The 6,402-nt window shown below is 73.0% G+C and carries 5 protein-coding genes; 4 read left to right on the top strand and 1 reads right to left on the bottom strand.

All coding sequences use genetic code 11. The features are described from left to right. Nucleotides 1–368: FadR/GntR family transcriptional regulator (locus SACPADRAFT_RS26590; RefSeq protein ID WP_007025980.1), on the top strand; the 368-nt coding region annotated here is incomplete at its 5' end. Nucleotides 369–695: 327 nt separating this feature from the next. Here SACPADRAFT_RS26590 and SACPADRAFT_RS0209235 read toward each other — a convergent pair. After that, complete coding sequence (locus SACPADRAFT_RS0209235) at nucleotides 696–2,249, bottom strand: GMC family oxidoreductase (protein ID WP_007025979.1); 1,554 nt, start codon at nucleotides 2,247–2,249, stop codon at nucleotides 696–698. Nucleotides 2,250–2,531: 282 nt separating this feature from the next. Between SACPADRAFT_RS0209235 and dxs the strand changes: the two genes are divergently transcribed. The 3 genes from dxs to SACPADRAFT_RS0209220 all read left to right on the top strand — a co-directional run. Then, on the top strand, nucleotides 2,532–4,493 hold the full coding sequence (dxs, locus tag SACPADRAFT_RS0209230; protein WP_007025978.1) for a 1-deoxy-D-xylulose-5-phosphate synthase: 1,962 nt from the start codon (nucleotides 2,532–2,534) through the stop codon (nucleotides 4,491–4,493). Nucleotides 4,494–4,598: 105 nt separating this feature from the next. Further along, nucleotides 4,599–5,294 carry a response regulator transcription factor gene (locus tag SACPADRAFT_RS0209225; RefSeq protein ID WP_007025977.1) on the top strand — a complete coding sequence of 232 codons (696 nt, stop codon included), beginning with the start codon at nucleotides 4,599–4,601 and terminating at the stop codon, nucleotides 5,292–5,294. Beyond that, nucleotides 5,291–6,402, top strand: a 1,112-nt coding sequence (locus SACPADRAFT_RS0209220) for a sensor histidine kinase (protein ID WP_007025976.1), incomplete at its 3' end; no start/stop codon positions are given. The genes SACPADRAFT_RS0209225 and SACPADRAFT_RS0209220, both read left to right, overlap by 4 nt.

Genomic DNA, 6,402 nt, shown 5'->3' with positions numbered 1-6,402 from the left:
GCGCCGCCGCCCGCAGCGCCTCCGCCGACGAACGGGCCCGCGCGGTGCGGCTCGCGGGCCGGATGCGCGAACTCGGCGAGGCGGGTGACCTCGCCGAGTTCCTGGAGTACGACATCGCCTTCCACACCCTGCTGCTGCGCAGCAGCGGCAACGAGATGTTCGGTGCGCTGGCCGACGTGGTCGCCGTGGTGCTGCGCGGCCGGACCCGGCTCGGGCTGATGCCCCACCAGCCGGTGCCCGAGGCGTTACGCCTGCACGAACGGGTGGCCGACGCGGTCGCCCGCGGCCTTCCCGACCCCGCCGAGACCGCCATGCGCGACCTCCTGGCGGAGGTCCGCGACGCCATGCTCCCCCTCTGGCGCCGCTGACCCCCGCGAGTCGCCACCCCAGGACCGCGAGTCGCCACCAGGGGCCCGCGAGTCGCCACCCCAGGACGGCGAGTTGACGCCAGGGCCCCGCGAGTCGCCACTCAGGGTCCGCGAGTTGACGCCAGGGGCCCGCGAGCCGGCGTCGGGGACACGCGGGTCGGCACTCGGGTCCCGCGAGCCTTCCGGCGCAGGTCGACGGTGGGCGGTCGACGGTCGCCGGCATGGGGCGTCGACTCACCGGCCTGGGGTGTCGACTCGCGGACCCTGAGTGACAACTCGCGGGACTGGAGTGGCGACTCGCGGGACTGGGGTGGCGACTCGCCGGGGTCAGGGGCGGGCGTCCTCGCGGAGGAGGTCGGCGGCCTTCTCGCCGATGGCCATGGTGGTGATGCACGGGTTGACCGCGATGAGGAAGGGCATGGCCGAGCCGTCGGCGACCCGCAGCCGGTCCACCCCCCGCACCCGCAGTCGTTCGTCCAGGGGGGCCTCGCGGTCGTTCGACGGGCCCATCCGCACGGTGCAGGACGGGTGGTAGACGGTGTTGTGCGTCTTCATCAGGTAGTCGCCGATCTCGTCGTCGGTCGTCGCGTCCGGTCCCGGCGCCAGCTCCGCGCCCGCCCACTCGCGCATCGCCGGTTGCGCGACGATCTCCCGGGCCAGCCGGACGCCGTAGGTCATCACCCGCAGATCGTGCGGGTCGCTGAAGTAGCGCGGGTCCACTCTGGGCTTGTCCCGGAAGTCCCGGGTGCGCAGCCGCACCGTCCCGGTGGACCGGGACCGGGTGACGTTCGGTGTCAGGCAGAAGCCGTTCTCCGTGGTCGGATAGCCGTGCCGCAGGGTGTTCAGGTCGAACGGCACGGATCCGTAGTGGAACATCAGGTCCGGCCGGTCGAGACCTTCCCGGGTCGTGGTCATGATGCCGATCTCCCACCACTGGGTGGAATCTCGCACCATCGGCCTGCGCGCGTCCCACTGCACCAGGCCCTCCGGGTGGTCCTGGAGGTTGCGCCCCACACCCGGTGAGTCCACGACGACGTCGATGTCGAACCCGGCGAGCTCCTCGGCGGGGCCGATCCCGGACAGCATGAGCAGCTTCGGGGTGTCGATGGCACCGCTGGACACGACCACCTCGTTGCGGGCGCGGATGTGCTCGCTGTGCTGCATGTCCTCGGTGAGGACCTCGACCCCGGTGCACCGGGTCCCGTCGAAGGTGAGGTGCTTGGCCCGGACGCCCGTGCGGACCTGCAGGTTGGTTCTCCTGCCGAGCACCGGGTGCAGGTACGCCACCGACGCCGACGCCCGGATGCCGTCCTCCCGGGCGTTGATCTGGAACCAGTTGGCGCCGTGGGTGACCGTCGTGCCCGTGTTGAAGTCCGTGCGGGGGATCCCGGCCTGTTCGCAGGCGTGCAGCAGCGCCACCCCCGCCGGGTCATGCGGGGGCACGCTGCGGATCCGGACCGGGCCGGTACGCCCGTGGTGCTCGCCCGGGGAGTCGTTGTCCTCCAGCCGCCGGTACAGCGGGAAGATCTCCTCGGCCGACCATCCGGGCAGGCCGAGGCCCGCCCACTCGTCGAGGTCCTCCCGGGGCGCCCAGAACGCGATGGCCGAGTTGTGCGACGAGCACCCGCCGAGCACCTTCGCCCGGGCGTGGCGGAGGAACGAGTTGCCCGATTCCTGCGGTTCCACGGGATAGTCCCAGTCGTATCCGGACTCCAGCAGTTCCATCCACCGGGTCAGTTCCAGCACCGGCCGGGCGTCCACATCGGAAGGCCCCGCCTCCAGCAGGCAGACCGAGGTGTCCGGATCCTCCGACAGGCGGGCGGCCACGACCGAACCGGCGGTACCGCCGCCGATGACGACGTAATCGAACTCGGGGGACACGTCACACTCCTTCTCGTCCGGCTGTCGGCCCGCCCCGTCCGGCTGTCGGCGGTCGTCCGTAGCGGCGGGGTGGCCGTCCGCGCGCCGACAACGGCCCGGGTGGCTCAAGTATCCGGCCCGCGGTCGCCGCGGGCAGCGTGTGACCTGCGCCGTCGGTGGCACGGTGTGGTGAAGCGGCCCGTGCGGCCACCGACTGCGGGTGAGCGAGCCACCCGGCCGGGTGCGTGTTCCCTAGACTGGGTCGGAACGAGGCAGCGACAACGACGGCGAGCGAGGTGGAGCGTGACGTTGCTGGAGTCCGTAGACGGGCCCGCAGACCTCAAGCGGATGGACCACGAGGAACTGGCCGTGCTGGCGGGGGAGATCCGGGACTTCCTCGTCGAGAAGGTACGCAGGGCCGGTGGTCACCTCGGCCCGAACCTCGGGGTCGTCGAGCTGACGCTCGCGTTGCACCGCGTGTTCGACTCCCCGCGGGACGCGCTGCTGTTCGACGTCGGACACCAGTCGTACGTGCACAAGATCGTCACCGGGCGGCGGAACGAGTTCGACGGGCTCCGCCAACAGGGTGGTCTCGCGGGCTACCCGGCGCGTGCGGAGAGTGAGCACGACGTGATCGAGAACAGTCACGCCTCGACCGCCCTCTCCTACGCGGACGGGCTGGCGAAGGGATTCACGCTCGACGGCGGCGGACGCCACGCCGTCGCCGTGGTCGGGGACGGGGCGCTGACCGGCGGGATGTGCTGGGAGGCGCTGAACAACATCGCCGCCGATCCGGAACGGCCGATCGTGATCGTGGTCAACGACAACGGCCGGTCCTACTCGCCCACGATCGGCGGTATCGCCGAGCACCTCGCCGCGCTACGCCTGCGCCCCGGGTACGAGCGGCTGCTGGACGGCGGCCGTGAGCTGCTGCAGAGCACCCCGGTGGTCGGCAAGCCGCTCTACACCGCCCTGCACGCGGCCAAGGCCGGGCTCAAGGACGCCGTCACCCCGCAGGTGATGTTCTCCGACCTCGGGCTCAAGTACCTCGGGCCCGTCGACGGGCACGACCTCGTCGCGCTGGAGAAGGCGCTGGCCAACGCCCGGTCGTTCGGTGGTCCGGTGATCGTGCACGCCGTCACCGAGAAGGGGCACGGGTATCCGCCCGCGGTCTCGGACGAGGCCGACCAGATGCACCAGACGGACCCCATCGACCCGGCCACCGGACAGCCCCCCGCGAAGAAGACGAGCTGGACGTCGGTGTTCGGCGAGGAGCTGGCCCGCATCGGGGGCGAACGCGAGGACGTGGTGGCGATCACCGCCGCGATGCTGCGGTCGACGGGACTGCACACCTTCGCCGAGGCCTTCCCCGACCGGTGGTTCGACGTCGGCATCGCCGAGCAGCACGCGATCACCTCGGCCGCGGGGCTGGCGATGAGCGGGCGGCACCCGGTGGTGGCGGTCTACTCCACCTTCCTCAACCGCGCCTTCGACCAGACACTGATGGACGTCGCGCTGCACCGTCAGCCCGTGACGTTCGTGCTCGACCGGGCGGGTGTCACCGGACCGGACGGGCCCAGCCACCACGGCATGTGGGACCTGTCCCTGCTCGGCATGGTCCCCGGCATGCGCGTGGCCGCCCCCCGCGACGCGGAGACGCTGCGGGAGGAGCTGCGGGAGGCCGTCGCCGTCTCCGACGGCCCCACGGCGCTGCGGTTCTCCAAGGGCGGTGTCGTCGAGTCGGTGCCCGCGGTCGACCGGCTCGGTCCGGTGGACGTGCTGCGGCGCGGGTCCGGTGCGGACGTCCTGCTCGTCGCGGTCGGTGCCTTCGCGCGGCTGGGGCTGGCCGCCGCCGAGCGGCTCGCCGACCAGGGCATCGGGGTCACCGTGGTGGACCCGAGGTGGGTGGTCCCGGTGCCGGAGGAACTGGTCGCGCTGGCCTCCGGGCACCGGCTCGTGGTCACCGTGGAGGACAGCGGACGGCACGGCGGCTTCGGTTCGGCCCTCGGGGGAGTGCTGCGGGACGCGGACTGCGACGTGCCGCTGCGCGATCTCGGGGTGCCGCAGCGGTTCCTGGAGCACGGCAGCCGGGACGAGGTACTCGCCGACGTCGGGCTCACCGCGCAGGACGTCGCGCGCCGGGTCACCGAGTGGGCGGCCGGACGGCTCGGCGCGCAGACCCCGGACGCGGACACCGGCCGGGCCGCCACCAACGGCGAGGTGGACGAACCCGCCGGTCCGGCCGTCGACTCACCCCGCGACTGACCCGCGGGGAGAGACGGACCACGGTTCCCGGGCACCGGAAGGAACCGGTGCCCGGGAACCGGTCACGGTAAGGTCTCTCTCAGGAAACTGTGACACGGTGGCGATGTGCGGGTTTTGGTAGTTGAGGACGAGGCGCCGCTGGCCGAGGCGATCGCCCGCGGGCTGCGGCGCGAGGGAATGGCCGTGGACGTGGCGTTCAACGGCGACGACGGGCACGAGAAGGCCACCGTCACGCGCTACGACGTGGTGGTGCTCGACCGGGACCTGCCCGGGATGTCCGGCGACGAGCTGTGCCGTGAGGTGGTGACCTCCGGTGCGCTGAGCCGGATCCTCATGCTCACCGCGAGCGGGGCCGTCTCGGACCGGGTGGAGGGGCTGTCCCTCGGCGCCGACGACTATCTGGCCAAACCGTTCGCGTTCCCGGAGCTCGTGGCCCGGGTCCGGGCACTGGGACGCCGGGCGACCCCGGCGACGCCGCCCGTGCTGACCGCGGACGACGTGGAGCTCGACCCGGCCCGGCGCACGGTGCGCCGGGCCGGTGCGGTGATCGAGCTCACGCGCAAGGAGTTCGGCGTGCTGGAGGTCCTGCTCGCGGCCGAGGGCGCGGTGGTCAGCAGTGAGGAACTGCTCGAACGGGTCTGGGACGAGAACGCCGACCCGTTCACCACCACGGTGCGGGTGACCGTGATGACGCTGCGCAAGAAGCTCGGTGAGCCGGGGATCATCGACACGGTCGTCGGGTCGGGGTACCGGGTGCCCGGTGCGGGCTCGGTGGCCGAGCCCCGCCCCCTCGAAGCGTGATCCGCCGGCGGACCCCCCGGCTGCCCGACGTGCGGGCCCGTAGCCTGCGCGCCCGGGTGACCCTGCTCGCCACGGCGCTCGTCGCGCTGGTCAGCGTGGTGCTGCTGTGGCTGGCGTGGCGGCTGGTGTCCGATTCCGTCGCCGCCGTGCCGGACCTCCCGCCCGGCACGCTGGTGCGCGTCGACGGGGTCGAGGTCGAGGCGTCCGTGCTCGCCGGGTACCTGCGGGAGCAGGCGCGGATGCGCATGATCACAGCCGGGTCCGTGGCGTTCGTGCTGGTGGTGGCGGCGGCGGGAATCCTCGCCTGGACGCTGACCTCCCGGGTGCTGCGCCCGCTGCGCGAGATCACCGACACGGCCCGCCGGTTGTCGGTGGAGTCGCTGGCCGAGCGCATCGGGCGGGTCTCCAGCCGGGACGAACTGGCCGAGCTGGCCCGGACGTTCGACGCCATGCTGGACCGCCTCCAGGCGGCCTTCGAGGCGCAGCGGCACTTCGTCGCCAACGCCAGTCACGAGCTGCGCACCCCGTTGTCGGTGATCCGCACCGAACTCGACGTCACTCTCGCCGACGAGTCCGCCGACGAGGCGGAGCTGCGGCGGATGGCGGGCGTCGTGCGGGAGGCCACCGAACGCGCCGAACGGCTCGTGGGGTCGTTGCTGCTGCTGGCCCGCACCGACGGGGCGAACCTCGGCGCCACGGAGCCGGTCGACCTCGCCGTGGTCGTGGACACCGCCCTCGGCGCGGTGCGGGGGGAGGTCGCCGCCCGGGAACTCGACGTGGATCTGCGCACCGACTCCGCGGTGACCGACGGCGATCCGGCGCTGCTGGAGCGCGTCGCGGGGAACCTGCTGGAGAACGCCGTGCGGCACAACGTCGACCGCGGCCGGATCACGGTCACCACCGGGGTCACCGCCGAACCGGACCGCCGGTGGGCGGTGCTGACCGTGGCCTCGACCGGGCCGGTGCTGGACCCGGAGACCGCGGCGGGGCTGTTCGAGCCGTTCCGCCGGGCGGGCACGGCCCGCACCGCGCGGTCGGGGACGGGGCTGGGGTTGTCGATCGTGCGCGCGGCGGTGCAGGCCCACGGCGGGTCGGTGGCCGCCGAACC

It is taken from the genome of Saccharomonospora iraqiensis subsp. paurometabolica YIM 90007, from assembly GCF_000231035.2.
In the GTDB taxonomy this organism is placed as follows: domain Bacteria; phylum Actinomycetota; class Actinomycetes; order Mycobacteriales; family Pseudonocardiaceae; genus Saccharomonospora; species Saccharomonospora paurometabolica.
The sequence above is the reverse complement of the archived record's forward strand: the minus strand, read 5'-3'. Positions and strand labels throughout refer to the sequence as shown.